The following is a 25,641-nucleotide window of genomic DNA, read 5'->3' on the forward strand; positions in this document are numbered from 1 at the left end:
TGCCTATCTCCTTAAGCACAGGACTAGCCAGCAACAGCCTCAACGAGCTGCAGATGCCGTACGAAATCGTTCGCCAAGTTAGCGACATAGCCAGTCCACCAGTCGATAGGACCGTTACGGCAACGGTTCATCCGGACGCCATCGGCAGATCGCATTTCGCGGGATGGCCTTCCAATCGTCTGTCCAATTGCTTCAAGCTGCGGCGCTTCCCCCTCGTTCTGGTCGCCGCGAAACCAGTTGCGCGGCGACCAAGCCAAGCACCACGATGCCGAGGATGATCGTCGAGATCGCGTTGATCTCCGGTGTCACCCCGAACTTGATCTGCGAGTAGATCTTCATCGGCAGGGTCGAGGCGCCCGGGCCCGTCGTGAAGCTGGAGATAACCAGATCGTCGAGCGACAGGGTGAAGGACAGTAGCCAGGCGGAAACGAGGGCCGGGAACATGTTCGGTAGGGCAACACTGACGAAAGCCTTGGCCGGCGTGCAGCCCAGATCGCGCGCCGCCTCTTCCAGTGAGGAGTCGAGTTCGACCAGCCGTGATTGCAGCACGACCGTGGCAAAGCAGAGCGTGAAGGTGGTGTGTGCCAGCGTGATGGTGAGCGGCCCGCGATCGATTCCGAGCGTCACGAACATCAAGAGCATAGACACGGCCATCACCACTTCCGGCATGACCATGGGCGCGAGCAGCATGCCGTTCAACAGCGCCCGGCCACGGAAGCGGCGAAGCCGCACCATGACAACGGCCGCGAGCGTTCCGAGAATGGTCGCTGCCGTCGCCGACACCGCGGCCACCAGGAAGCTGACCTTCGCGCCCTCGATGATCGAGGGGTTGGCGAGAACCGTCGCATACCACTGGGTCGAGAAGCCGCCCCAGACGGTCACGAGCTTCGAGCCGTTGAAGCTGTAGACGACGAGAACGACGATCGGCAGATAGAGGAAAGCAAGGCCGAACAGGATCGACAGCCGATTGAACCAGCTTGGTTTCGTCATGGCCATCTCCTTAGGTCCGGGTGCGCGCCTGGCGCGACTGGAAGCAGACGATCGGAACCACCAGCAGGGCGAGCAGTACAATCGTCACGGCGGCGGCCATTGGCCAGTCACGGTTGTTGAAGAATTCGAGCCAGATGGCGCGGCCGATCATCTGCGTATCGGCACCGCCGAGCAGATCCGGGATGACGAATTCACCGACGACCGGGATAAAGACCAGGGCGCAGCCGGCCAGGACACCGGGAAGGCTCAAGGGGAAGGTGACCCTCCAGAAGGCGGAGATGCGGGAGCAGCCGAGGTCGCGCGCCGCTTCGATCAAGGTGCGATCGGCACTGCTCAAGTTCGAGTAGATCGGCAGCACCATGAAGGGCAGGTAGGTGTAGATGATGCCGATATAGATCGCCGTCTCGGTGTTGAGGATGCGCAGCGGCTCGCCGATCAGGCCGAGCTTCAGAAGCAGCGCGTTCAGAAGACCGTCGTTCCTGAGGATGCTCATCCAGGAATAGACGCGGATCAGCATCGAGCTCCAGAAGGGCACGATCACCAGGAAGACCAGCAGAGACCTTGAGGAGGGCGAGCAGGACGCAATGCCATAGGCGAGCGGATAGGCGATGAAAAGCATGGCGGCGGTCGATATCGCCGCGATCTTGAGGCTGGTCAGATAGGCAAGCAGATAGGTGTCATCGGTGAGAACATAGAGGAAGTTCTCGAAGTTGAGCCTGAGGTTCAGGATCGAGCCGTCCCAGGCCGTCAGCGGTTCGAAGGGTGGCATGCCGAGCCGCACGGTCGAGAGGCTGATGCCCGCAACCAGCGCAAAGGGTGCCAGGAACAGGACCAGAAGCCAGGTATAGGGAATGGCGATCAGGAGACACCTGCCCCAGTTCGTCTTTGCGGACGGTGTTGCTGCCGTGAGCATGGGACCTCCTATTCGGCCAAGAGCCGGCTTGCCTGCGGCGACCAGCTCGCGAACACCCGGTCGCCGACGCGAAGGTCGCTCTCGGCGCCGAGATTGACCCGACGCGCGTCGAGCGTCGCCCCCGATTTCAGCCGCACCCGGTAGTGCCGCTCGACGCCGGTATAGGTGAGTTGCTCCACGGTGCCTTCGAGGCCGCCGCCCGAAGTCGCAAGTTCCACCCGCTCGGGGCGAACCGAGACCCAGAACGGCCGATCGAGCGCCACTCGGTCGGTGAGAGCGGCGCGGACGCGTCCGCCGGCTTCGTCGCTGTCGATCTGCAGTTCGCCGCCGCTGCGATCTGCGCGGCTGCCGGCAAACACGTTCGTTTCGCCAAGAAACTTCGCGACATAGCGAGACTGCGGCGTTTCGTAGACCTCCGATGGCGTACCCACCTGCAGCACCTGCCCCTGCCTCATGATGGCGATGCGGGTTGAAACCGTCATCGCCTCATGCTGGTCGTGGGTGACGATGATGAAGGTGAGGCCGAGTTCCCGTTGCAGGCGGACGAGTTCGAGCTGCGTTTCCGTTCGCAGGTTCTTGTCGAGCGCGCCGAGCGGTTCGTCGAGCAGCAGCACCTTCGGCCGCTTGACCAGCGCGCGGGCGAGCGCCACGCGCTGGCGCTGGCCGCCGGAAAGCTGCGCCGGCTTGCGATCAAGCAGTGCGGTCAGTTGCAGCTTTTCCGCGACCTCGTCGATACGCTTCTTGATCTCACCCTTGTCGAGGCCGTCCTGCTGCAATCCGAAGGCGATGTTCCTGCCCACCGTCAGATGCGGGAACAGGGCATAGGACTGGAACATCATGTTGGTCGGACGCTTATGCGCCGGAACGTCGGTGACATCCGCCCCCTCCAGCTTGATCGCGCCGGATGTCGGCGTCTCGAAACCGGCGATCATCCGGAGCAGCGTTGATTTTCCGCAGCCCGAGGGGCCGAGAAGCGAGAAGAACTCGCCCTTCTCGATACCGAGATTGATGTTGTTGACGGCGGTGACGACGCCATAGGACTTCGCCAGGTTCTCGATCGAAATATAGGATTGCACGGGGTCTGGTCCTGCTGTTGACGGTTCGCGCTATTGGCCGGCCCTGAAGGCCGACCAGACGCGGGTACGCTCGCGCGTCTGGCGCGGCGGCAGCGACTTGTCGACGAAGAGCTTGGAACGAACGTCGGCAGGGGGATAGATGTTCGGGTTGTCGCGGATCGCTGCGTCGACTTCCGGTGTCGCCGCGGCATTGGCGTTGGCGTAGAAGACGTGGTTGCTGATCGCGGCGACCGTCTTCGGCTCGAGGATATAGTCGATGAAGGCCAGCGCCTGCTCCGGATCCGGCGCGTCGGCCGGGATCGCCATCGTGTCGAAGGAGATGATCGTGCCTTCCTTCGGGATAGAATAGTCGACCTTGACGCCAGTCTCCGCTTGCTCCGCGCGGGCTGCCGCAATGCCGGCATCGCCACTCCACATCAGCGCCAGGCAGAGCTGGCCCGACGCCATGTCGGCGACGAGCTGTCCGCTCTGCATGTGGCGGATATAGGGGCGGAGTTTGAGTAGAAGCTCTTTCGCCTTGTCGAGATCATCCGGTTTGGTGGAATAGGGATCGAGGCCGAGATAGTTGAGCGCGATCGGGATCACCTCGTTCGGCGCGTCGACGATGCCGATGCCGCAGTCCTGGAACTTCGCGGCGACCTCGGGCTTGAAGAACATGTCGAGGCTGTTGACGGGCGCATCCGGCAGCCGCTCGGCGACGAGCTTGGCGTTGTAGGCGACGCCCGTCGTCAGCCACATATAGGGCACGAGGTATTTGTTCTCCGGGTCGTGCTCGGCGACGAGCTTCAAGAGGTCCTTGTCGAGATTGCCGTAGTTCTTGAGCGCCGTGACATCGATCGGCTTCAGCGCGCCGGACTGGATCAGCCGCTCTCCGACCGTGGCGCTCGGGAAGGCGATGTCGAAGCCGCTGCCGCCGGCGAGCAGCCGCGTTTCGAGCACTTCGAGCGAATCGTAGAAATCGACCCGCGTTTCAACGCCGGTGCGCGTCTGGAAGTTCGAAACCGTGTCTTCGGCGAAATAGTCCGAGAAATTGTAGATGAACAGTTTGTCCTGCGCCTGGGCGGTCGTTGAGACCGCAAGGGCGGCAAGCGACGCGGCAAACATGGAGCGCAACGTGGTGCAACGTAAGTTTTGCATGGTTCCTCCCAAGAACGGCGTATTTTTGTTTTCGCCAAAGTGATCGGCAGGCCCGAAGACGGCAACACTCCCTTTGGCTAGGTGCGGGAGGCAGAGCGGCGTCGTAGATGGCAATCGACGCCTGCCTTGGCTACATCAAGCCATGTTTGTTTGACCCGCGTCGAAGTAACATTCGATCAATGGGTATTTCTCGGCCTGCTGTGGCTGCTAGGGTTCGGCGAAATAAGAGGGAGAGCTTCCATGGAGCAGAAATTCAATCAGCCGCTCGGCGGCAACGACATGCCCCGCTTCGGCGGTCCGGGCACGATGATGCGCCTTCCCGCTGCGACATCGGCTGAAGGCCTCGATGCATGCTTCGTCGGCATCCCCATGGATATCGGCGCGTCCAACCGATCCGGAACGCGATACGGACCGCGCCAGATCCGCGCCGAGTCCGTGATGATCCGCCCCTACAACATGGCGACCGGTGCAGCACCCTTCGAGAGCCTGCAGGTCGCCGATCTCGGCGACATCGCCATCAACACCTTCAACCTGCCGGCCAACATGGAGATCATCGCCCGCGGCATCGGCGAGATTCTCAAGCACGATTGCATCCCGCTGACGCTTGGTGGCGATCACACGATCAGCTATCCGATCCTGAAGGCGGTCGCCGAAAGGCACGGGCCGGTCGCCCTCATCCATGTCGACGCCCATGCGGACATCAACGACACGATGTTCGGCGAGAAGATCGCGCATGGCACGCCGTTCCGCCGCGCCTATGAGGACGACTGCCTCAATCCCAATCTGGTGTTCCAGATCGGCCTGCGCGGCACCGGCTATGCCTCCGACGATTTCGACTGGTCGCGTGACAAGGGCTTCACCGTCGTCCCGGCGGAAGAATGCTGGCACAAGTCGCTGGTGCCGCTGATCGAAGGCATCCGCGCCAGGATCGGCAACCATAAGACCTACCTGACCTTCGATATCGACAGCCTCGACCCGGCCTATGCGCCGGGTACCGGCACGCCGGAGATCGGCGGACTGACCGTCATCCAGGCGATCGAAATCATTCGCGGCTGCCGCGGCCTTAATCTCGTCGGTGCCGATCTCGTCGAGGTGAGCCCACCCTTCGACACCACAGGCACGACGGCGATTACGGCGGCAAACCTTCTCTACGAGATGCTCTGCGTACTGCCGGGCGTGAAGTACAAGCGGTAGGCCGCTGGATAGCGCGGAAACGAAATAGCTGGAGGCCCGGAGTGGCCTCCTGGCCGAACACGCGTGCGAGCTGTTCTAGCTTCTTGCCGGCCGCAGGCGGCTCCAGAGCGGCGCGACCACATTGCCCATGACGATGATGGTTGCGGCGCCGACGGCGATGGCCAGCAGGGCCTGGAGCGCCGAGGTCGTGAGCCAGCCGACGACCGCCGGGGCGAGAGCCAGGGTGTGGGCGACGCTCTCGGAGACATCATGGATGAGGTGTTCCGGACCGGCTTGTCCCAGTTGCGCCATGCCGTGCACGAGGATGCTGCCGCCGACCCAGAGCATGGCGGCGGTGCCGATCGCGGCAAGAACTTTCAGGAATGCGGGCATGCCGAGAACGAGGCCGCGACCGAACAATCGCAAGGCGGACAGCGGGCTTTGCGCCAGCGCGACGCCCACATCGTCGGCTTTGACGATGAGCGCCACGACGCCATAGACTGCAAGCGTGATCAGGATGCCGACGCCGGCGAGCACCATGCCCTGCGTGTAGATGCCGGCGTCGGAGACCGTTGAGAGCGTAAGCGCCATGATTTCGGCAGAGAGGATGAAGTCGGTGCGGATGGCGCCGGAGACCTTCTCGTTTTCCAGCGCCACCGGATCGCTCTTCTCGCCGAGCACCGCTTCCTCGTGCGCGTGGGCCGCATGCGGAAAGACTGCGCCGTAAAGCTTCTCGGCGCCCTCGTAGCAGAGATAAATGCCGCCGAGCATCAAAAGCGGCGTAATTGCCCAGGGTGCGAAATAGCTGAGCACCAGTGCGCCGGGCAGCAGGAAAAGCAGTTTGTTCTTCAGTGAGCCAAGGGCGATCCGCGCAATGATCGGCAGTTCCCGCTCAGGCGTTAGCCCGACCACATAACGCGGGGTCACCGCAGCGTCGTCGATCACGACGCCGGCCGCCTTGGCGCTGGCCTTCGCGGTTTGGGCCGCCACATCGTCCAGCGAAGCGGCCGCCATCTTGGCGATGGCCGCGATGTCGTCGAGGAGGGCGATGAGACCTGTGGCCATAAATTGCTAACCCCTTGAGAAGAATCCGAGAAAAGCGGCTCCAGTAGCGGCAGTAACCACCATAGCGTGTCGAGTCAACGATCGCCGGGTGCCGTTCGCGGGCTGTCGGCCGCGCGCGGTGGGCACAGTCTTGGTTATCAAATCGTGATCGTGGGGACGGATTCTATCGTTGACGGGTGTCTCATTTCGATTTACGACTGACGAAATACGAAATTCGTCAGTCGTAAATCGAAAGGCAAACAATGCCGGTGAGCAACGATACCGCCGTGGACCAGACGCGCCAGGACAACATCACGCGGATCCTCGATGCCGCGGAGCGGCTGTTCCGGCATTTCGGCTACAGCAAGACCAATGTCGCCGACATCGCCAAGGAACTCGGCATGTCGCCGGCGAACATCTACCGGTTCTTTGCCTCCAAGACGGAGATCCATCAGGCGCTCTGCGGCCGCATGCTCGCGGCCAGCTATCAGATGGCACAGGAGATCTGCTCCTTGCCGTTGAGTGCGACGGAGCGCCTGCGCCGGTACGTCCATGCGCAGCATCAGATGACCGTCGAGCTCATGCTCGACGATACGAAAGTGCACGAGATGGTGGTCGTTGCCATCGAACGCGAGTGGCACGTCATCGACAAGCATATCGACAGGATCGATGCGCTTCTCGCCAACGTCATCCGCGAAGGCATCGCCGCCGGCGAGTTCCCGCAACAGGACGCCGATGCGGCGTCGCGCTGTTTCGGTGCGGCGACGGTCACGCTCTGTCACCCGCAAATGGTTGCCCAATGTCTCAGCAAGACAAACCGCGCCGCGCCGGAAGAACTGGTCGAATTCGCGATCAAGGGATTGAAGGTCTAGCCGGACTGTATCCGGCGCAGCCAATGGCGGCGTCGGCCTATTTTCAGGAGTGTTACCATGTTTATGCCTATTGAATTTCGCCGCCGTATTTCATTCGTTGCCACCATTGCGCTGATTTCAACCCTCTCGGCGGCGCTCGCCGGCTGCTCGGAAGAAAAATCCGAAACTGCCGACGTTGTGCGCCCGGTCAAGGTCGTCGAGATCGCTCAGGCCGACGCTGCGCGCCAGCTCAGCTATTCCGGTGCGGTTCGCGCGCGAACCGAGATGAACCTCGGCTTCCGTGTCAGCGGCAAAATCGTCGAGCGGATCGTCAATGTCGGCGATCGCGTCAATGTCGGCGATCTCCTCGCCCGCATCGACGCGACCGACTACGAGCTCGCGGTGCGCAGCGCCACCGCCAATCTGGAGGCGGCCGAGCGCCAGGTCGAGACGGTCGAACTGGTGCGCGATCGCGCCAAGCAGTTGCTCGCCAGGAAATTCGCCTCGCAGGCCCAGTTCGACCAGGCGGTGCTGAGCTACAACCAGGCCGTTGCGACGCGCGATGCCGCGAAGTCGGCGCTATCCCAGGCGAAGAACCAGGTGATCTATACGAACCTCGTCGCCGACCGGCCGGGTATCGTGACCGCCATCAACGCCGATGTCGGCCAGGTCGTCGGCTCTGGCACGCCTGTTGCCACGGTTGCGGTCGAAGGCGAAAAGGAAGTCCAGGTCGCAGTACCCGAGACGGAAATCGGCAACTTCAAGGCCGGTCTGCCAGTCAAGGTCGGGATCTGGTCCGATGCGGGCCTGTCGCTCGACGGCATGGTGCGCGAGGTCGCCGGCAGCGCCGACCAGCAATCGCGGACCTTCTCGGTGCGCGTCAGCCTGCCGAATGACCCGCGGGTCCTGCTCGGGATGACCGCGACTGTCGAGGCTTCCGCTGGCAGCGGCACTCCTTTCGTCTCCGTTCCCTTGAGCGCGTTGGCCGAGAAGGACGGCTATCCGATCGTCTGGGTCGTCGATCGCGGTACGGAAACGGTCCGCAGCCGGCCGGTCATGCTTGCGGATTTCACCACCGATGGCGTGCGGGTCACCGAGGGCCTCAAATTTGGCGACCTCGTCGTTGCCGCCGGAACGCAGTTCATGACGGACAATCTCAAGGTGACCATCTCCAACGATACGACGCGCCAAGCTGCTGCGGCAGCCGAAACCAGCCTCGTGCGCTGACGTTGCCAGGATAGCGGAACCGAGCCAATGACGACCTCCTCTTCCGAAGAAAAGCGGCCCTTCAATCTTTCGCGCTGGGCGATCGCGCATCCGAGCATGGCGCGTTTCCTGTTCGGCCTCATCATTCTCGCCGGCGTCTTCGGCCTGATGCGCATGGGGCAGAAGGAGGACCCGGACTTCACCTTCCGCGTCATGGTCGTGCAGGCCTTCTGGCCAGGCGCCTCGATCGAGGAAATGCAGGATCAGGTCGTCAACAAGATCGAGCGCAAGCTGCAGGAAACGCCGCATCTCGATTTCGTCCGCTCCTATACGCGCGCCGGCAGCGCGATCATCACACTGCAGGTCGAGGGTGATACCAACGCCGAGCAGGTGGCTGATGCCTTCTACCAGGTCCGCAAGAAGGTGGGCGACATCTCCAGCGAGTTGCCGGAAGGCTTGCTCGGTCCCTATTTCAACGACGAGTTCGGTGACACCTTCATCACTCTGCATTCGCTGAGCGGCGAGGGATACAGCTATCCGGAGCTGAAGAAGTTCGCGATCCAGGCGCGCGACATGCTCCTGACGACGCCGGGCGTCGAGAAGGCCGTCATCATCGGCGACCAGCCGCAGAAGATCTTCATCGACGTGTCTTCCAAGGTGCTGGCCGAGCGTGGCCTGACGCTGAACGATTTGCGCAGCACCATTGCCGGCCAGAACAATATCGACCCGGCGGGATCCGTCGACACCGGCTCGCGCTCGGTGCGCATCTCCGTCGAGGGCGGCCTGGACAAGGTCGAGGACCTGAAGAACCTCAGGCTTCGCGCTGGTGGCCAGATCACCCGGCTCGGCGATATCGCGACGGTAAGCTCCGGGCTCGAGGATCCCTTTTCGCGCAAGTTCCGTTTCAACGGCCAGGATAGCGTTCAGATAGGCGTGGTCATGGCCAAGGGCTTCAAGGTGACGGATGTCGGTAAGGCGGTGGAAGCGACCTATGAGCGCTTCGAGGCATCGCTGCCCTATGGCGTCAAGGTCGACCAGGTCTCCAATCAGCCGGAGGTCGTCAAGGAGGCGGTCGGCGAGTTCATGAGGGCGCTCGGCGAAGCTTTGGCGATCGTTCTCGTCGTCTCGTTCCTCTCGATCGGCTGGCGTTCGGGCCTGGTGATCGCGATCACCATTCCGCTGGTGCTGGCTGCGACATTCGCCATCATGTACGAGCTCGGCATCGATTTGCAGCGCATCTCGCTTGGCGCGCTGATCATCGCGCTCGGGCTTCTGGTCGACGACGCCATGATCGTGGTGGAATTGATGGAGCGAAAGCTGGAAGAGGGGCTCGTCAAGGTCGAGGCCGCGAGCTTCGCCTATACCTCCACCGCCTTCCCGATGCTGACGGGCACGCTGATCACCACGGCCGGCTTCATACCCGTCGGTTTTGCGGCTTCCACCGCAGGCGAATACGTGCGTTCGCTGTTTTACGTGGTCGGGATCGCGCTCGTCGTCTCCTGGTTCGTCGCCGTTTATTTTACGCCCTGGCTCGGCAATATGCTGCTCAAACAGCGCAGCCATGCCGGCAATCATCACGATGTCTTCGACACGCGCTTCTATCGGCATCTGCGTTCGACGGTCGCCTGGGCCGTGCGCCATCGCATCATCGTGCTCTCGACGACCCTTGTCATTTTCTTCGTCAGCCTCTGGGCTTTCCAGTTCATTCCGAAGAACTTCTTCCCGCAGTCGTCTCGGCCGGAAATTCTCGTCGATCTGTGGCTGCCCGAGGGTACCAGCATCAAGGAAGTGGAGAAGCAGGCGAAGGCGCTCGAAGCTCGCATCATGGACGACGAGGACAAGCGCTTCATCGCCACCTATATCGGCGAGGGCGCACCGCGCTTCTTCCTGCCGCTTGATCAGCAACTGCGCAATCCGAACTTTGCCCAGCTTCTGGTCATGGCCAAAGATGAGCCGGCGCGCGAGCGGCTGATTGCCAAGATGCGTGCGATCCTCGCCGCCGACTTCCCGTCGATCCGGGCCAAGGTCGATCGCCTGTTCCTGGGTCCCCCAACCGGCTGGCCCGTACAGATGCGCGTCATGGGACCGGATCGTGAAGAGGTCAGGCGTATCGCCGACCGGGTGAAGGCGAAGTTCCACGAAAACCCGTTGTTGGGTGCCGTGCACGACGACTGGCTGGAGCCGGTGCCGGGCATGAAGCTGGTGATCGACCAGGATCGTGCCCGCGCGCTCGGCGTGACCTCGCAGCGCATCCGCCAGATGCTGCAGGCGAGCGTCACCGGTGCGCCGCTCGACAACTTCCGCGACGGCGAGGAAACGGTGGCGATCGTCGCGCGTGAGCCGGCGGAAAGCCGCAAGTTCCTGAGCTCGGTCGACTCCATCTACATCCCGACCGATTTCGGCGGCTTCGTTCCGCTCTCGCAGGTTGCCAAGGTTGTGCCCGTCCTCGAACAGGGTATCGAATGGCGCCGCGACCGCCTGCCGACGATCACCGTGCGCGGTACTTTGCCGGACGGCGTGCAGCCGAATGACGTGGCGATGAAGATGTTCGGCGAGATGCAGTCGCTGCGCGACAGCCTGCCCGCCGGCTACAGCATCAGCATTCAGGGCGGCGCCGAGGATTCGGCGGAGAGCCAGGCCTCGATCGCCGCCAAGGCGCCGATCATGCTCGGTGTCATCGTCGTGCTGCTGATGATACAGCTCCAGCATTTCGGCAAGGCGATGCTGGTGCTCGCCACCGGGCCGCTTGGCATTATCGGTGCCGCGGCCGCACTGCTGATCAGCGGGGCGCCCTTCGGTTTCGTCGCGATCCTCGGCGTTATCGCGCTGCTCGGCATCATCATGCGCAACTCGATCATTCTCGTCGATCAGATCGACCAGGATATCGCCGCCGGCATGGACCGGGCCGAAGCGATCGTCGGCTCCGCCGTCCGACGCTTCCGCCCGATCACGCTGACGGCGCTGACGGCGGTGCTGGCCCTGATCCCGATCTCCCGTGGCGTCTTCTGGGGACCGCTCGCCTACGCCATGATGGGCGGCATCCTGGTCGCGACGGTATTGACCATTCTGGTGTTGCCCGCCGGCTACGCCCTGTTCTTCGGGCGCGAGCCCAAGAAGGAGCACGCCGATCCGCAGAAGGCGGAAGAGGTCAATCCGAATGCCGGGCGCGACGAGCCGCTCGTTTATCCTCCGGCCGTGGCGGCGGAATAGCGCCACGGCCCCTTCAAGCAAAGCCGGCTATCGAGCTTGTCCCCTCAGCGGGATGCTCCAAAACCGCCTGGGTCAGGCCTTGACATACATCGCCTGACCCTGCGCCAGATATTGGAACAGCTCGTAGCTCATCCAGATATAACCCCGACGTCCGTTCCATTCGCAACCCCAGTCCTGTCCGAAGCTGTTCTGGATGAGGATTGCCTGCTGCTCGTCGTCGTAGCCGATGATCAGCATGCAATGGCCGACATTCGGGATCTTGTTGAGGGGACCGGTCATCGGGCCGGGGCCCTCGTATTTCATGAAGCCGTCGTTCAGCGAGGTGCCGTAACACAGTGCACCACCGGCGGCGATGATCGCCTTGATCGCTTCGAGATCGCTGGTTTCGACGATGGCCCAGCCGGGGATCTGGAAGCTGGCATCGACGGCGGCGTTGGGATCGTAGCTCGACCACAGTTCGGGGCAGTTCGGATAATAGGGCGCGGTCTGCCAGTTCGGCGTACCGTTTTGGGTGAGCAGGTTGAGGTAGGATGCCAGCCGCGATCCTGCACATCCCTTCTGCCCGTAACTCTTCATGACCTCGATATAGATATGGGCGGGGCTCGCCTGCTCCGCAGTGCGGGATGGCGGCTGGCCCGCCGCCGCGGCCGCCGTGTAGGTCGCAAGCCCGTAGGTCGAAGCCCAGGCGGCGCAGCTTCCGGGACTGCCGACGTGACGCGGCGTCCCCTGCGCCTTCGGCGGCGGCAGATATTTCGCATCGACGGTGGCCGAGCTCGGTAGCGATGCGGGGATCGGCGGCCGTACGAGCGGCCCGTCTTCTCTGATGGTTGGATCGTAGCCGAGATCGAGAATTGCTTCATGCACGGACATGTGGGCCTCCTGTCGGCAGCTTCAGCTGTGAAGGTTGAAGGGTTCTGATGTCACTGGCTTGTTCCGGCACTGCCCGCCGGCATTTCTCGGCGTGTCCTTTCTTTGTCGAAGGTGCACGCCGGTTGTCTGACCCCTATGCGGGGCATTGGGGAATCGTCGTCGGATGAGGGAAGTTCGAGGGCTCCGCCGGCAGGCCGCGCAGTTCGCCCAACAGTTTGCGGCCGGTTCCGGTCAAGACACCGCCGACCCTGCCGCCGCTGGTATTGCCAAAGACGAAGACGCCGACCTTGCGGCTCGGATCGAAGGCCATGTAGGTTTGATAACCGCCAAGCCCGCCATCCTTGTCGAGATAATCGTTGCCAAGCTGCCAGCCGAGCCCCATCGAAAGCGTGTCGCTGCCAGGATAGGCCTGTTGCGTCGTCTTGATCGCCGTGCCGAGCGCGCCCTTTGGTGGACTGATCTCCATCTCTAGGAACGTCAGCATGTCGTTAAGGGTGGATGACAGGGCGCCGGCACCCAGTCCCGCCGACGTCATTACCCAGTTCGGCGGTGAAACGGGGTTATAGACGGGCGTACTGCCCTTATCGCTGTAGTTGTAACCTTGCGCGACCTGGGCGGCGACCGCCTGATAAGCGACCTGTGTCGTCTTCATCCCCAGGGGTGACGTCACCTTTTCGATCGCGAGTGTGGGCCAGTTCTCATAGGTTTCATCCCAGTCGGAACTCGTCTTCCCGCCGGCATAGGCGTGTGAGAGGAGCACACCCAGAAGCGCAAAGCCTTGATTGCTGTAAACCCAATATCTGCCTGGCCCGTAGGACGGCTCGAAGGTATCGAGAAACTGACCCATCGAAGAGAACGGATAGTCGCCAAATGCAGGCCGCGGGCCGCAGACCCCATCCGGGAAGCTCGCGCTGTGGGTGGCAAGATGCCAGAGCAGGATGTCGCCATAGGGCTGCCGCACCGTGACATCCGACGGCAGAAGCGAACTGACATGGGTGAACGGGCCGACCGGACCGTTGGTTTCGCCAGGCGCGAGCGCCAGCAACGTCGCCGTGACGACTTTGCTGTTCGAGCCAATGAAAAACACGATGTCTTTGATATCGACGCTGCCGCTATCGTTTAGGTCGACCTTGCCAAATCTGAAATAGTATCGTTGGCCGGCAAGCGTGACGCCGACGAGTATTCCGACCGATTTGCCGGGTTGCGGATCGGCGGGATTGGCCGTCAGCGGTGAAAAGAGGCGATCGACAGTTTCACCAACCACGCTCTGGTCTCGCATCGCAGTTCCTCCTCGTTTCATAATGATACACGTATTGGTAGAGTGTATCACGTGTATACACGCAATCTATCCTGAGTTTAGCGGGGTATTTCCGGATCCTTTGATCCGCAGCCTTGCGGGCAACCGCGAGACAGCAAAGTCCGCGAGCATTCGGTGATCCCCTACGCACTATTTCTCGGCGCGGGTGGAGTCAGACGTACGAATTGTCGCCATCAAATGAAATGTGCATTTCGATATTGACTTTGCATGGAACACGAATTCCATTCGGGACCATTGACCATCGCTCTTTGGGGGATTTCTGAATGAAGAAGCTGCTATTTGTCGCCATGTCGGCTCTGCTCGCTGGCACCGCTCATGCCGAAAACATCGGAATCACCATCGCGCGTTCCGATAGCGCGTTTCTGACGATCCTGCGGCAAGGCATGGAGGATCGCGCCGCCAAGCTGGATGGCGTCTCGGTTCAGGTCGAAGACGCCCAGAACGATCCCAGCAAGCAGATGGATCAGGTGCAGAACTTCATCTCCTCCGGCGTCGACGCAATCGTCGTGGTCGCCGTCGACGGCGACAGCACGCCGGCGCTGACGAAAATGGCGAGTGCCGCCGGCATCCCGATCGTCTATGCCAACCATCCGCCGGCCGACGTCGAGACCCTGCCGGAAACCGCCGCCTTCGTAGGGTCCAACGAGACGGATTCGGGCACGCTCGAAACGAAGGAAGTCTGCCGGCTGCTTGGCGGCAAGGGCGCGGTCTATGTGCTGATGGGGCCGCTCAACAATCATTCGTCGCTGACACGCACCAAGGATATTCACGACGTCATCGCCACCGACGAATGCAAGGGCATGAGCGTGATTGAGGAGCAGAGCGCCAATTGGGATCGCCTCGAAGCCACCAACATCATGACCAACTGGCTTTCGACCGGCCGGGAATTTAATGCCGTCATCGCCAACAATGACGAGATGGCGATCGGTGCGATCCAGGCGATGAAGGCGGCAGGCACCGACATGTCGAAGGTGGTGGTTGGCGGCGTCGACGCCACGCCCGACGGGCTCGCCGCCATGGCCGCCGGGGATCTCGACGTCACCGTTTTCCAGAACGCGATTGCCCAGGGTGCGACGGCGATGGATGCAGCCGTCGCGCTGGCGCGTGAGGAGAAGACGGAGCGCCAGATCTGGGTTCCCTTCGAACTGGTCACGCCGGCCAACATGAAGGACTACGCAAAGGCGAACCAGTAGGCCGGGGATATCGACCGCGAGCCAGGATTGCGGCGACTGAAGATTGCCGCTGGTATCCTCGCTGGACAGCCAGGGAAGCCGGTGGGCTGCTGTGCGCCCGCCGGCGTTTCGTGCGTGCGCTCGGACTTTCTCAAAGCATGCTTCCGTCAAAATCGGTCGCCGGCTGGCGTCTCTCCCTGTGCCCGCGGCGGGCCGAGGCCATTCCTTGCCTGGGGCGTGCGCGTTCCGAGGGGACCGGCTGCGACGGCGTCGCTAACCGTTGGCAATTGTTAACCGAACGACAAAAGCACCTAATTCTGAGGGTTGCCCGCCGCGCCTTGGCGGACGATCTTCATAGCCTAGCCGGAGCCGTGGACAGCCAGGACTACGCTCTGGCGTTTGTCGCGCTAGGCAACGTAGTGAGCGGGAACGGTTTGAATGCTTCTGAACCATCGCATCACACGGATCACCGTCGGCATCCTGCTTCTGACGCTGGCCGTGGTCGTGCTTCTGCCCGGATTGACCGGCTTTACCAGCCTCGACGGCACAGTCAATGCACGCTTAGCGGTGATCAACGCCCCGATCGACGGCGAAATCGGGCAGGCGCCGCCGCGTATTGGAACGCCGGTTGCCGAAAAAGAGACACTTCTGACAATCCGCAATGATCGGGTCAATCGGACGGTCCTCGCTTCTCTGCATGTCGAAGGAAAAACCGCGGCCGATCGCGTCTCGGCACTGGAGCGGGAACGGGACGAACTCGTCGCTCTTCGCGGCCAGCTTGCAGACCGGCTGGAGATCTTCAAGAGCGCGACCATCGCCAGCCTGGAGCGGGAGCTTCGCATTCTACGCAAGCGGGTCGAGGTGTCACAGGCTCAGGACCTGGTTGCCAAGGTCGACATCAACAGGCGACAGGAACTGGAATCCAAGGGAATTTTCACGCGAAAGATGGTGGAGGCGGCCGAGGCCGCGGGCGCTGCAACCGGCGGGGAGGTCGAGATCAGCAATCTGTCGCTCGAATTGCTGGAGCAGCGTTTGGCCGCATTGCGCCAAGGGATCTTCGTTGTCGGTGACGGCCAGAACGATGTGCCCTATTCGCGTCAGCGCCAGGACGAAGTGATCGTGCGCATCAATGACCTCAATACCCGCATCGCCGAAAACAGAACGCGTGCCGAACAGACCGAGCGTCAGTTGGCCGAGGAGGAGAAACGCGTTCGCAGCCTCGAACTCGCAGAAGTTTCTTCGCCTTTCAGCGGCGTCGTGTGGAGCCGCAATGTCGTCAACGGTTCCAATGTCATTTTGAACAACGAGCTGATGCGCATCCTCGACTGCCGCGAACTGTTCGTCGACATCCTCGTTCCAGAAGTCGATTACGACGAGATCTATCCGGGGCGCGAAGCGGAGGTTCGGCTGCTGGGTCGGAGCGAAGTCTTCAAAGGGAAAGTGCAGGCCGTGAAGGGCTCGTCCGCCGTCGTCGAGAAAGACAACCTCGCGGCCAAGGAGCCTGAGGCTGAGGAGCGCGATGCCAGGATCCGCGTCCAGCTTCTCCCCTCGGCGCTCAACACCGATTTCGGCAATTTTTGCCAGGTGGGACGGACCGCCCAGGTACGCATCTCCCGCCAAAATCTGCAACTGACGCAGTGGATCAAAGGACTGTGGTTCAACCTCTTCTAGCGCTCGCGCCCACATTGCTGGTGATTGCCTTCTTCCTGCTTGGGCCATCGAACTGGTCCCGGCATCAAAGTTGGGCGCGCACCATCACCTGCACGGTCGTTGGGGTGGTCGCATTGCGCTACATGGTCTGGCGTCTCTTTGAAACCGTTCTTCCCTATCCAACCGATGGCGCGAACGTATGGTGGGTTTGGATTGTCTTCGTTATCGAGTTCCTTGCCTTCACCGAGGTCGTTCTTTTCCTCATTCTGATGAGCCGATACGTTGACCGAAGTTCAGAAGCGGATCGCTTGGGAAAAACGTTCTTTGCGCGCGAGCAGCAGGATCTGCCCACCGTCGACGTTTTCATTCCGACCTACAATGAACCGCTTGATGTCCTGGAGCGTACGATCGTCGGGGCCTTGGCGCTCGATTATCCGAAGGACAAGTTCAAGGTCTATGTCCTTGACGACGGTCGGCGTGATTGGCTGAAGGCCTTCTGCGCGGAGCGGGGCGCCGTCCACGTGACGCGGACGGACAATACACACGCGAAAGCCGGGAACATGAACAATGGGCTACGCGCGAGTTCGGGCGACTTCATTGCCATTTTCGATGCGGACTTCGTTCCCTATCGCCACTTCCTCAAGCGCACTTTGCCGTTCTTCTCGGACGAGGCGATCGGGATCGTCCAGACCCCGCAGCATTTCTTCAATGTCGATCCGGTCCAATCGAACCTTGGCCTGGAGAATATCTGGCCGGACGAACAACGCCTCTTCTTCGACGAGATTGCACCGAGCCGCGACGTCTGGGACGTCAGCTTCTGCTGCGGATCGTGCTCGATCGCCCGCCGCAAGGCCGTAGATGCGATTGGCGGCTTCCCGACGGAGTCGATCACCGAAGACCTGTTGACGACGCTGTCGATGCTCAACAAAGGCTACAAGACGCGCTATCTGAACGAGCGGCTCTCGATGGGATTGGCGGCAGAGAACCTGACCGGCTATTTTGTCCAGCGAGAACGATGGTGCCAGGGCGGCATCCAGACGCTCTATCTCCACAACGGCCCGTTACGCGGACCGGGCTTGTCGCTGTTCCAGCGGATCATGTTTCTTCCGATGTCCTGGCTGGTGCAGTACGTCGTGCGCCTGATCGTCCTCATCGTGCCGATCGCCTACCTCTGGTTCGGCGCCTTGCCGCTGCATTTCACCGGTGTTGCCGACTATGTCTCGAACCAGCTCCCGGTGCTGGCGGCCTATTTCCTCCTGATGCTCTGGATCACGCCGACGCGTTATCTCCCCGTGGTGTCGAGCGCCGTCGGGACCTTCGCGACATTCCGGATGCTGCCGACCGTTCTATCCAGTCTCATGCGGCCCTTCGGCAAGCCATTCAAGGTAACCCCGAAAGGCACGGGCAACGAGGCCAACGCCTTCGATGCCTACACCTTCACCTGGATCGCCGGCTTCATCGCCGTTACGGCGTTAGGACTTCTGATCAACCTCGTGCCGGAAACGGCACAGGTCAAGGGATCGTTCTCGGCGATCGGAGCGGTCTGGTCGGGTATCAACATCGTCGTGCTCGTCATCGCCTCGCTGATCTGTTTCGAGAAACCGCGCCGCCTATTCCAGGCCTTTAAACTGGACGAGCCGGCCAGTGTCGATGGCACGCCCGGCCGCATCGTCAGCCTCTCGCTCGACAAAGCGGTGGTCGCGGTTCCGACGGAGGTGCGCTTCCAATCCACACAGGTGACGCTGAAACTTGATGGCTTCGAGCCGCTACATGCGGACCTCAGGCAAGTGACACAGCGGCGCGGCGACATCTCGCGCGCCGGAGACAAGAGGCGCTTTTACCTCCATCTTCACTACGAACTCAGCGGCAGGGAGCGCGACAAAATGATCGTCAAGCTCTACACCGGCCGCTATTCGCAGGACATCCCCGACATCGACAAGGTCGCCGTATCCGTGAACCTGTTGCTGCGCGCCTTTGGTCGCACACGCACCGTCTCCTAGCTGCAAGACAATGGGGTTTCAGATTTCGCCGGTGCGTGCCCTGGTGGCTGATACGGACAGGGCACCGCGGAGCTATCGCCGGATGCAGGAGCAGTGATACTTCCCCTCATCACTCGACCACATGCTTTCCGCAAGGAGCCTAAACCAGCCGGCTGAGTGACCGCGAGAATGCCGCTTTTTCGCAAGTGGTATTCAACTTCAAAATACCACTCGACGGCTTTTCGCAAAACTTCGGCAGGGGCGAATAGACCTGCATTGACAGGTTCTCTTTGCGGGACCTATCGTTAAGTCAAATTACTTGACTTAATAGTTCGGTCAACGAAGCCTGAGGGGGAATTCGTCATGACGGCAGTCGAGGAAATGCGGCTTTTGCGCAATGGGCCGGGGGGGCGGGAGAGCTTCTGGCGTGCAGCAAATGCGAGCGGAATCTCGCGATGCTCTACATCACCCATGACATCGCCAGCGCCGCGCGCATCGCCGAAGAGGTCGTGGTGATGTTCGCCGGACAGATGGTCGAGTGGGGCGAAACCAATGCCATCTCGGCAATCCACGCCATCCCTGTACCCAGCTTCTCTTTCGGCCGTCCCCGCTCCAGATCGTCCGTTCGTGCTGGGGCAGAGCGCCCGCTTTCTGGCGCAGGCCTACGAGATGCGGCGCTTGAGCCGCCCGGCATCGGACGCGGTGGAAGAGGACGCCGAAAACCATTTCGTCCGTGCCCTTGGCCAAGCTCCGGCGTGAGCTATGTGACCGAGGACAGCCCTGCCTCAGAAACCCCGCTGGCCCTCCGGCCGCAGAGATCAACTTTCGTGGAGCCATTTGATGACGTTCGCCGCCAAATCTGACTATCTGCTGGAAACGCTCTGGGTGTCGGTCGGTACTGCCGACAAATCGGTCTATGCGCTGACCCTCACCAACAATTCGGACGGGCCGCTCAAAGGCTTTCGCCTCGGCGTCTCCGGGCCTGCGCGCATCGATCCCGCCGCGGAGATCGAAGGTGGCAGGCTTCTGATCCGGCTATCCAACTACGCGGAGTTCGCGCCGCCGGAAGGTTTTGAGCTGAAGCCGGGGGCGACCTGGACATTGAAGGCGTATGGCATGAGCTTCGAGCCGCGCCACTGGACCGACGGCGCCAATGCCGCCTTCCTGGTACTGTCCGACGGCACGATGGCGCCAGTCGCGGTGCTGGCCTCGCGGGCGCATGGCGACAATGCCGAACTGAAGCGCGGCGCTGCCGTCTATCCGGTGCCGAAGGTGGCGCCGGTTCCTGTGTCGATCGTGCCGTGGCCGCAGGCGGTTTCCGTTTCGGGGCAGGTGGTTGCGCCTCCCGGTCTCGACCTCAAGCCCGAGGGCGACGAAGCCGCACACGCCGCGAAGGCTTTTGCCGACCTCACCGCAAGCCTGTTCCCGGTCGAGGGTATCGTTCGATCTGCGTCCGAGGGCGGTTTCCCCGTCGCCGTGTCGAAGGCGGCCGATCTCGGTTCGGAGGCTTATTCGATCCGTTTCTCTCCCGCAGGCGTTGCGGTTTCGGGCAGCACGGAGACGGGCTTGCTCTATGGTCTGATCACGCTCGGTCAGGTCCTGCGCGGTGCGCGGCTGCATCCGGGCACCTTCCTCTTCCCTTCGAGTGGGGAGATCAAGGACGAGCCGGCACTTGTCTGGCGCGGCACGCATCTCGATGTTGCCCGGCAGTTCTATAGCACCGCGGAGGTCGGGCGCTTCCTGCGGCTGATGGCCTGGAACAAGCTCAATCGCTTCCACTGGCATCTGACCGATGACGAGGCCTGGCGCGTCGAAATCGACGCCTATCCGGCCTTGACCGAGATCGGCGCCTGGCGCGGCCACGGCCGCAAGATCCCGCCGCTGCTCGGTTCCGGTCCGCAACCGACCGGCGGTTACTATTCGAAGGCGGCGATCCGGGAGATCGTGGCGCTGGCATCAAGCCTCGGCATCGAAGTGATGCCGGAAATCGATGTTCCCGGCCATTCCTATGCGATGCTGCAGGCAATCCCCGAACTCCGTGACCCGCAAGAAGCTGGAAGCTATTATTCGGTGCAGGGCTTCCCCGACAATTGCCTCAACCCGGCGCGCGAAGAGACCTATCGGGTTCTGGAGACGATCTTTGACGAACTGATCGAACTGTTTCCGATGCGTGCCATCCATGTCGGCGCCGACGAGGTGCCGTTGGGCGCCTGGTCCGGTTCGCCGGAGGCGCTCGCGCGGCTTCGTGCGCTTGCCGGAGACGAGGTCGCCGATACGCACGCCAAGCGCTTGAACGTCGTCACCAACACCCACGGGGCAGATGAAATCGACGGTTCGGGTGCGGCGGTGCTGCAGGCCGAGTTCCTGGCGCGCGTCCAGGCCTATCTCGCCAGCCGCGACTGCGTCACCGGCGGCTGGCAGGAGGCAGCGCACGGCAACGTCATCGACAAGGCCAAGTCGCTGCTCTTCGGCTGGCGCACGGTCGAGGCTTCGGCGGCCCTTGCCGAGGAAGGCTACGACATCGTCGTCTGCCCCGGCCAGGTCTATTATCTCGACATGGCCAACAGCCCGGCCTGGTCGGAGCCGGGCGGTAGCTGGGCCGGCTGGTCGGACCCGGAAAAGCTCTACACCTTCGACCCGGTGGAAGGGTGGACCGACGAGCAGAAGAAACATCTGCTCGGCGTGCAGTGCTGCATCTGGTCCGAGCCGATGACCGACCGCGCCGTTTTCGACCGGCTGGTCTTTCCGCGGCTTTCGGCGCTGGCGGAAACCGGCTGGACGCGACCGGAACGCAAGTCCTTCAAGCGCTTCGAAGCACTGGTCGGGTTGATGCCGGTTCTCTACGGCTTTTATGCCGCGGAGTAGGCGTTGAAGCAGCGCCTGGGCCACCGCTGTCGGTAAGACCGAAAGGCAGCGAGATCCAAAAGCGAACGGCGGTGAAGGCAGCCGTTCGTCGTTCTGCGATCGTTGCGCCCGAGCGCGCTCTCTGGCGGTTCGGGGCCGTTTGGATTTTCCTGCTTGTGCGCCAAGGCGTGGCACGCAAAAGTGCGCGTCGATCTCGCGTTGGCGTCTATGCAGATGCCAGCGCTCCCTGTCCCGAGGCTAAAGTAGCGATGCGAAGACTTCCTGGATTGTCGGCGATGAAGGTCTTCGAAGTGGTCGGGCAAACCCGCAGCTTCACGCGGGCCGCCGAGCGCCTCAACCTGACGCAGAGCGCCGTCAGCCGGCAGGTCCGCAACCTCGAGGACGAGCTTGGCGAGGACCTCCTCATCCGCCGCCACCATCATCTCGAATTGACGCCCGCCGGTGCCGAACTGCTGGCGACGATCCAGGCGGCGTTTCACAGCATCGAAGTCTCGCTGCGCAGCATCACCGAGAAGAGCAACCAGAATCGCTTACGGATCAACGTACCGCCCACCTTCGCCAAGCGCTGGCTGCTGCCGCGTCTCGCTCGATTGCGTGAGGTCATGCCGGATGTGGATGTCAGTATCAGCACAGAGGCCACGGACACGCTTGCCGAACGCGGGCTCTTGGATTGCGCCATCCGCTTTGGCGACGGCGAGTGGCCGATGCTGGATACGAGCATTCTGATGACGGAGCGGCATGTGGTCGTGTGCGCGCCTTCCCTGCTCGATGGGGTGAAAGTCGAGGGGCCGACCGATCTTCAGCGCTTCACCTTCCTGCATGTGCTGGCCTCGCCCGACCGGCGCTATCTGACCTGGCGCCACTGGCTGGATGCGGCGGGTTTCCACGATGTCGACACGCGCGGCGGCCTCGAGTTCGACCTGCTCGATCTCGCGATCGAGGCGGCTTGTGCCGGGCTGGGTGTCACCGTCGCCGACCGCTCGATGGTGCGTGGGCAATTGCAGTCGGGACAATTGGTACAGCTCTTCGACGTCGAGGTCGAAGGCCATGAATCCTACTGGTTCGTGGCGCGACCGCAATCCGGAAGCGATCCCAAGCTGCAAGCGTTCCGCGCCTGGCTGCTGGCGGAGGTCGCGACTGAGCGAACCGCCTGAGCCAAGCATTCCTTTTTGGAATGCTCTCATCGAAAATTACTCGCTTGTGCCCTCGTCTTCATCGTCGCATCAATTTTCGGGACGGTTCCGGTCGGGGAGGGAGCCTGGGCCGTCGCTCGTAATGCGCTCTCCCGCCAATCTGCTTTCCCGCGTTGCCACGGGCGCGCGGACAGCGGCGAACCTTTCCGAGATGCCATGGGCCCCTATCGCAACTTCTCCGGCGGTCGTTTCATCGAAAGCGCGTCCGCGGCCCTGATCGAGGTCCGCAATCCGGCAACAGCCCAGGTCTTCGCGTCGGTGCCGGCGGCAACGGACGACGAGGCGAGGGCGGCGGTCGATGCCGCAGCGAAGGCGCAGCGCGCCTGGGCGGCGCTGCCGGCGATCCAGCGCGGTGACGCGCTGCGCCGCCTTGCGGCAGCGCTGGAAAGTCGGGCCGAGCACATTGGTGCCGCGCTCGCAAAAGAGTCGGGCAAGAGCCTTGCCGACGCGACGGCCGAAGTGATCTACGGCGCCGAACTGATGCGCTACCACGCCGAGTGGGCCCGTCGCATCGAAGGTGAGGTGATCGAGAGCGACAATCCAGGCGAAACGCTTCTCCTCAAGCGCACGCCGATCGGAGTGGTCGCCTGCCTGATCCCGTTCAACTATCCGATCTACACGCTGGTGCGGAAGATCGCACCGGCGCTCATCGTCGGAAACGCCGTTGTCGTGCGGCCGAGCAACAACACGCCGACCTCGGCCTTCGTCTTTGCCGAGGCCGTCGTCGAGGCAGGCTTGCCGGAAGGGCTCGTCAACATCCTGACGATGTCGCACGACGTCGCGAAGACGCTCTGCACCCATCCCGGTGTCGGCATGATCACGCTGACGGGAAGCGTGCCGGCTGGTCGTGTCGTGCTCGAATACTGCAAGGAAAATATTGCCAAGCCGTCGCTCGAACTGGGCGGCAAGACGCCCGTCATCGTCGAGCCGGACGCGGATCTTGATGCCGTCGCGCAGATGATCGTCGCTGCCAAGACCACCCATTGCGGCCAGGTCTGCACCAGCGCGGAGCGGCTCTACGTGCACGAAAGCGTGCACGACCGGCTGCTCGCCAAGCTGCGCGAAGGTTTTGCCGGCCGCGCCTTTGGCGACCGCGCCGTGGATGCTACCCGCATGGGGCCGCTCGCCAACGCTGCCGCACAGAAGCGGGTTCACGCCATGGTGGAGCAGGCGCGGGCGCAAGGCGGCGTCGTTGAGACCGGTGGCCACCTGCCTGAGGGAGACGGCTATTTCTATCCGCCGACGCTGATTTCCGGCTGTCGCCAGGAGATGGAGATCGTCCGCGAAGAGATCTTCGGTCCGGTGCTCGCCGTTCTCCGTTACTCCACCTTCGAGGAAGCGCTTGCGAAGGCGAGCGACCATCAGTTTGGCCTGAGTTCGGTGCTCTTCACCGAGAACTATCGCACGGTGATGCGCGCCAGCGAGGCGATCGAGGCCGGCGAACTCTATGTCAACCGCTTCCCGGCCGATCCCTATCAGGGTTTCCACGCCGGTTGGAAACGTTCGGGTCTGGGCGGCGACGACGGCAAACACGGCATGCTGGAATTCACCCAGACGCGCCTTGTGGTGCTCAAACACTAGACCTTTCGAGATTGCGCAAGTCCGGCCGGAAACCGGAATTGCTCTGACACCGACATCAATACCGGGCCGTTGGCAGAGCTCCCGCCACCGGCGGGGGAGACGGCCTGTGAGTTCAATCGCTGAAACCGAAATCGCCACCCTGGTTCTGGTGGCCCGCCTCAAGAAAAAGGGATGACACATGAAAATCGCGTCTCTCAAGACCTATGCCGTCGCCGTCCCGCCGCCGCATGTGGGCGGAATGTACTGGATCTTCGTATGCCTCACGACCGCCTGCGGCATCGAGGGCATCGGCGAGATCTATGCGACCTCGTTCCATCCGAGCGCCATGACACCGCTGATCGAGGACGTCTTCGAGCGGCATCTGCTCGGCCATGATCCCCATCAGATCGAGCGTTTCTGGCGCTCGGCCTATTCGAGCGGCTTCACCCAGCGCCCTGATCCGACGATGATGGGCATCGTCTCCGGGCTTGAGATCGCTTGCTGGGACATCATCGGCAAGGCAGCCGGCCGGCCGGTCGCGGATCTCATTGGCGGCACGGTGCACGAGAAGCTCCGCGCCTATACCTATCTCTATCCGAAGAACGCCGCCGGCGAGTTTGATTTCAACGACCCGGATCTTGCGGCCGAATGCGCCGTCCAGATGGTCGAAATGGGCTTCACCGCCGTCAAGTTCGATCCCGCGGGTCCCTACACCAGCTATTCCGGTCATCAGCTTTCGCTCGGCGTGATGGATCGCTGCGAGGAGTTCTGCCGCAAGATCCGCGACGCGGTCGGCAGCAGTGCGGATCTCCTCTTCGGGACCCACGGCCAGATGGTGCCGTCCTCGGCCATCCGGCTGGCGCGGCGCCTGGAAAAATATGACCCGCTCTGGTTCGAGGAGCCCGTTCCTCCGGGACAGGAAGTGGCCATGGCCGAAGTGGCACGCGCAACCCCGATTCCCATTTCGACCGGCGAACGCCTGACGACAAAGTACGAATTCCAACGCGTGCTTGAGCTCAAGGCGGCGTCGATCCTGCAGATGAACGTCGCACGCGTCGGCGGCCTGCTGGAGGCGAAGAAGATCGCCGGCATGGCCGAGGCCTATTACGCCCAGATCGCCCCGCATCTCTACAACGGTCCGGTGGGCGCCGCGGCGAGCATCCAACTCTCGGCCGCGACGCCGAATTTCCTGATCCACGAGGCGATCCTCGATTTCTCCGGTTTCCATGCGGAGGTGCTGACGACCAAGCTCGCCTTCGACGATGGCTATCTGATCCCCTCGCGCGAGCCGGGGCTCGGCATCGAACTCGATCTGGAGGTTGTCGAAAAACACACGCCCTATACTGGCGAGCGTCTGCACCTGCAGATGGACAGCCGGCCGGCCGACGTGAAGGCCTTTGCACCGGCGCGCGGATAACTTCGACGATAGGACTT

At 62.3% G+C, this 25,641-nt stretch carries 18 protein-coding genes and 2 pseudogenes; 13 read left to right on the plus strand and 7 right to left on the minus strand.

Going from position 1 to position 25,641, the window contains the following annotated elements; all coding sequences use genetic code 11:
• Positions 1-192 precede the first annotated feature (192 nt).
• The 4 genes from ACQ5BM_RS07720 to ACQ5BM_RS07735 are packed head-to-tail and all read right to left on the minus strand — an operon-like array spanning position 193 to position 4,116.
• A complete protein-coding gene (locus ACQ5BM_RS07720; RefSeq protein WP_429809773.1) occupies positions 193-990 on the minus strand; it encodes an ABC transporter permease in 798 nt (265 codons plus the stop codon).
• Between the two features lie 10 nt (positions 991-1,000).
• A complete protein-coding gene (locus ACQ5BM_RS07725) occupies positions 1,001-1,903 on the minus strand; it encodes an ABC transporter permease subunit (RefSeq protein WP_429809775.1) in 903 nt (300 codons plus the stop codon).
• Positions 1,904-1,911: 8 nt separating this feature from the next.
• Positions 1,912-2,979, minus strand: a complete 1,068-nt coding sequence (locus ACQ5BM_RS07730) for an ABC transporter ATP-binding protein (RefSeq protein ID WP_429809777.1) — start codon at positions 2,977-2,979, stop codon at positions 1,912-1,914.
• 30 nt (positions 2,980-3,009) lie between these two features.
• Positions 3,010-4,116 carry a polyamine ABC transporter substrate-binding protein gene (locus ACQ5BM_RS07735; RefSeq protein ID WP_429809779.1) on the minus strand — a complete coding sequence of 369 codons (1,107 nt, stop codon included), beginning with the start codon at positions 4,114-4,116 and terminating at the stop codon, positions 3,010-3,012.
• A 240-nt stretch (positions 4,117-4,356) separates the two neighbouring features.
• Here ACQ5BM_RS07735 and speB point away from each other — a divergent pair, with 240 nt between their 5' ends.
• Positions 4,357-5,310, plus strand: coding sequence for an agmatinase (gene speB, locus ACQ5BM_RS07740; protein ID WP_429809781.1), 954 nt, complete (start codon positions 4,357-4,359; stop codon positions 5,308-5,310).
• 75 nt (positions 5,311-5,385) lie between these two features.
• Here the strand turns inward: speB and ACQ5BM_RS07745 are convergent, their stop codons facing one another.
• Entirely contained in the window at positions 5,386-6,354 is a 969-nt protein-coding gene (locus tag ACQ5BM_RS07745; protein WP_429809783.1) for a DUF808 domain-containing protein, read from the minus strand.
• A 242-nt stretch (positions 6,355-6,596) separates the two neighbouring features.
• Here ACQ5BM_RS07745 and ACQ5BM_RS07750 point away from each other — a divergent pair, with 242 nt between their 5' ends.
• From ACQ5BM_RS07750 to ACQ5BM_RS07760, 3 genes are read left to right on the plus strand one after another with little or no spacing between them, the layout of a single operon-like run.
• Entirely contained in the window at positions 6,597-7,205 is a 609-nt protein-coding gene (locus ACQ5BM_RS07750) for a TetR family transcriptional regulator (RefSeq protein WP_429809785.1), read from the plus strand.
• 57 nt (positions 7,206-7,262) lie between these two features.
• Positions 7,263-8,411, plus strand: a complete 1,149-nt coding sequence (locus tag ACQ5BM_RS07755; protein ID WP_429809787.1) for an efflux RND transporter periplasmic adaptor subunit — start codon at positions 7,263-7,265, stop codon at positions 8,409-8,411.
• Between the two features lie 27 nt (positions 8,412-8,438).
• Positions 8,439-11,600: an efflux RND transporter permease subunit gene (locus ACQ5BM_RS07760; RefSeq protein WP_429809789.1), complete on the plus strand. Its 3,162-nt coding sequence runs from the start codon at positions 8,439-8,441 to the stop codon at positions 11,598-11,600.
• A 72-nt stretch (positions 11,601-11,672) separates the two neighbouring features.
• On the opposite strand, the gene ACQ5BM_RS07765 is transcribed toward ACQ5BM_RS07760, so the two are convergent.
• Positions 11,673-12,470: a C1 family peptidase gene (locus ACQ5BM_RS07765; RefSeq protein ID WP_429809791.1), complete on the minus strand. Its 798-nt coding sequence runs from the start codon at positions 12,468-12,470 to the stop codon at positions 11,673-11,675.
• Between the two features lie 133 nt (positions 12,471-12,603).
• Positions 12,604-13,749: a serine hydrolase domain-containing protein gene (locus tag ACQ5BM_RS07770; protein ID WP_429809793.1), complete on the minus strand. Its 1,146-nt coding sequence runs from the start codon at positions 13,747-13,749 to the stop codon at positions 12,604-12,606.
• A 302-nt stretch (positions 13,750-14,051) separates the two neighbouring features.
• Here ACQ5BM_RS07770 and ACQ5BM_RS07775 point away from each other — a divergent pair, with 302 nt between their 5' ends.
• The 9 genes and pseudogenes from ACQ5BM_RS07775 to ACQ5BM_RS07815 all read left to right on the plus strand — a co-directional run bounded on the left by ACQ5BM_RS07775 (position 14,052) and on the right by ACQ5BM_RS07815 (position 25,624).
• Positions 14,052-14,981: a substrate-binding domain-containing protein gene (locus ACQ5BM_RS07775; RefSeq protein ID WP_429809795.1), complete on the plus strand. Its 930-nt coding sequence runs from the start codon at positions 14,052-14,054 to the stop codon at positions 14,979-14,981.
• Positions 14,982-15,398: 417 nt separating this feature from the next.
• On the plus strand, positions 15,399-16,631 hold the full coding sequence (locus tag ACQ5BM_RS07780; protein WP_429809797.1) for an HlyD family efflux transporter periplasmic adaptor subunit: 1,233 nt from the start codon (positions 15,399-15,401) through the stop codon (positions 16,629-16,631).
• Positions 16,613-18,610, plus strand: a complete 1,998-nt coding sequence (locus tag ACQ5BM_RS07785; protein ID WP_429809799.1) for a glycosyltransferase — start codon at positions 16,613-16,615, stop codon at positions 18,608-18,610. Before ACQ5BM_RS07780 ends, ACQ5BM_RS07785 begins: the two co-directional genes overlap by 19 nt.
• A 395-nt stretch (positions 18,611-19,005) precedes the next feature.
• Positions 19,006-19,348, plus strand: a pseudogene (locus ACQ5BM_RS07790) (ABC transporter ATP-binding protein); the annotation flags it as partial.
• Positions 19,349-19,774: 426 nt separating this feature from the next.
• Positions 19,775-20,140 (plus strand): annotated as a pseudogene (locus ACQ5BM_RS07795) (beta-N-acetylhexosaminidase); the annotation flags it as partial.
• Between the two features lie 102 nt (positions 20,141-20,242).
• Entirely contained in the window at positions 20,243-21,454 is a 1,212-nt protein-coding gene (locus tag ACQ5BM_RS07800) for a beta-N-acetylhexosaminidase (protein ID WP_429809849.1), read from the plus strand.
• 275 nt (positions 21,455-21,729) lie between these two features.
• Positions 21,730-22,608, plus strand: coding sequence for a LysR substrate-binding domain-containing protein (locus ACQ5BM_RS07805; RefSeq protein ID WP_429809801.1), 879 nt, complete (start codon positions 21,730-21,732; stop codon positions 22,606-22,608).
• Positions 22,609-22,803: 195 nt separating this feature from the next.
• Positions 22,804-24,228, plus strand: a complete 1,425-nt coding sequence (aldA, locus tag ACQ5BM_RS07810; RefSeq protein WP_429809803.1) for an aldehyde dehydrogenase — start codon at positions 22,804-22,806, stop codon at positions 24,226-24,228.
• Between the two features lie 178 nt (positions 24,229-24,406).
• Entirely contained in the window at positions 24,407-25,624 is a 1,218-nt protein-coding gene (locus tag ACQ5BM_RS07815; RefSeq protein ID WP_429809805.1) for a mandelate racemase/muconate lactonizing enzyme family protein, read from the plus strand.
• The last annotated feature ends 17 nt before the right edge of the window (positions 25,625-25,641 follow it).

The sequence above is a fragment of the Ensifer sp. B1-9 genome (assembly GCF_050474445.1).
In the GTDB taxonomy this organism is placed as follows: Bacteria; Pseudomonadota; Alphaproteobacteria; order Rhizobiales; family Rhizobiaceae; genus Ensifer.

Bases quoted from the DNA above. Each gene is read 5' to 3' on its own strand.
- ACQ5BM_RS07720 (WP_429809773.1), bottom strand. From the start codon at position 990: ATGACGAAACCAAGCTGGTTCAATCGGCTGTCGATCCTGTTCGGCCTT.
- ACQ5BM_RS07725 (WP_429809775.1), bottom strand. From the start codon at position 1,903: ATGCTCACGGCAGCAACACCGTCCGCAAAGACGAACTGGGGCAGGTGT.
- ACQ5BM_RS07735 (WP_429809779.1), bottom strand. From the start codon at position 4,116: ATGCAAAACTTACGTTGCACCACGTTGCGCTCCATGTTTGCCGCGTCG.
- speB (WP_429809781.1), top strand. From the start codon at position 4,357: ATGGAGCAGAAATTCAATCAGCCGCTCGGCGGCAACGACATGCCCCGC.
- ACQ5BM_RS07745 (WP_429809783.1), bottom strand. From the start codon at position 6,354: ATGGCCACAGGTCTCATCGCCCTCCTCGACGACATCGCGGCCATCGCC.
- ACQ5BM_RS07750 (WP_429809785.1), top strand. From the start codon at position 6,597: ATGCCGGTGAGCAACGATACCGCCGTGGACCAGACGCGCCAGGACAAC.
- ACQ5BM_RS07755 (WP_429809787.1), top strand. From the start codon at position 7,263: ATGTTTATGCCTATTGAATTTCGCCGCCGTATTTCATTCGTTGCCACC.
- ACQ5BM_RS07760 (WP_429809789.1), top strand. From the start codon at position 8,439: ATGACGACCTCCTCTTCCGAAGAAAAGCGGCCCTTCAATCTTTCGCGC.
- ACQ5BM_RS07765 (WP_429809791.1), bottom strand. From the start codon at position 12,470: ATGTCCGTGCATGAAGCAATTCTCGATCTCGGCTACGATCCAACCATC.
- ACQ5BM_RS07770 (WP_429809793.1), bottom strand. From the start codon at position 13,749: ATGCGAGACCAGAGCGTGGTTGGTGAAACTGTCGATCGCCTCTTTTCA.
- ACQ5BM_RS07775 (WP_429809795.1), top strand. From the start codon at position 14,052: ATGAAGAAGCTGCTATTTGTCGCCATGTCGGCTCTGCTCGCTGGCACC.
- ACQ5BM_RS07780 (WP_429809797.1), top strand. From the start codon at position 15,399: ATGCTTCTGAACCATCGCATCACACGGATCACCGTCGGCATCCTGCTT.
- ACQ5BM_RS07805 (WP_429809801.1), top strand. From the start codon at position 21,730: ATGAAGGTCTTCGAAGTGGTCGGGCAAACCCGCAGCTTCACGCGGGCC.
- aldA (WP_429809803.1), top strand. From the start codon at position 22,804: ATGGGCCCCTATCGCAACTTCTCCGGCGGTCGTTTCATCGAAAGCGCG.
- ACQ5BM_RS07815 (WP_429809805.1), top strand. From the start codon at position 24,407: ATGAAAATCGCGTCTCTCAAGACCTATGCCGTCGCCGTCCCGCCGCCG.